Source organism: Methylobacterium sp. WL18 (genome assembly GCF_008040015.1).
Classification (GTDB): domain Bacteria; phylum Pseudomonadota; class Alphaproteobacteria; order Rhizobiales; family Beijerinckiaceae; genus Methylobacterium; species Methylobacterium mesophilicum.
This window is the reverse complement of the sequence record NZ_VRVD01001095.1, coordinates 1-860: the sequence shown is the minus strand read 5'-3', so window position 1 is coordinate 860 and position 860 is coordinate 1. Positions and strand designations below refer to the sequence as shown.

Here is an 860-nt window from a genome sequence, read left to right as displayed (position 1 = left end):
GTGCTGGAGCGGATCGCCGCCGGGCCGGGGGTGCGCCTCGCCTGCCAGTTCCGGCCCGAGGCCGACCTCGCCGTGGTGCCGCTGTTCCCGCTGCCGCCGCCGGTGCGGCAGGCGGACCTGCTCGACCGGGCGCAATCCGGCGAGGAGCGCTTCATCGTGGCGATGTTCGTCGACCTGCGCGGCTCGACCCGGCTCGCCGAGGAGCGGCTGCCCTACGACACGGTGTTCATCATCAACCGCTTCCTGGGCGCGGTCGGCGACGCGGTGCGGGAGGCCGGCGGCTCGACCAACCAGTTCCTGGGCGACGGCCTGCTGGCCCTGTTCGGCCTCGAGACCGAACCCGAGCCGGCGGCGCGCGACGCGCTCCGGGCGGTGGAGCTCGTGGCCGAGCACGTCGCCACCCTGAACGAGCTCCTGGCCGCCGACCTGGAGCACACCCTTCGGTACGGGATCGGCGTGCATGCCGGCCTGGCGATCGTCGGCGAGATGGGCGACGCCACCGACGCCCGCTTCACCGCGCTCGGCGACACCGTCAACGTCGCCTCGCGCCTGCAGGGCCTGACCAAGGTTCTGGGCTGCATCGCGGTGGTCTCGGAGGCGGTCTACCGCGCCGCCAAGGCCACGCCGACGGCGATCCGCGAGATCCCGGTGGAGGGCCGCTCCGAGCCGGTCCGGGTGAGCACGCTGGGGGTGCTCTGAGCCGCCGGGGTGTTCACGGATCGGTGCCGTCCTGGAGTGTGGGAGACCGGATCAGCACCTCCGGGCCGCCCTCCCCCCGACCAGATGGCGCGACAGGGCCAGCATGAGCGGCACCACGGCGAGCGCCGTCGCGGCGGCCGCCACCGCCGCCCAGTGGGGGC

Annotated in this window: 1 protein-coding gene; it reads left to right on the top strand. The window is 74.7% G+C overall.

Annotated features, from left to right (window positions below):
- A partial coding sequence (locus FV228_RS31115) for an adenylate/guanylate cyclase domain-containing protein (protein ID WP_147857906.1) occupies positions 1-699 on the top strand: 699 nt, incomplete at its 5' end.
- Positions 700-860 lie beyond the last annotated feature (161 nt).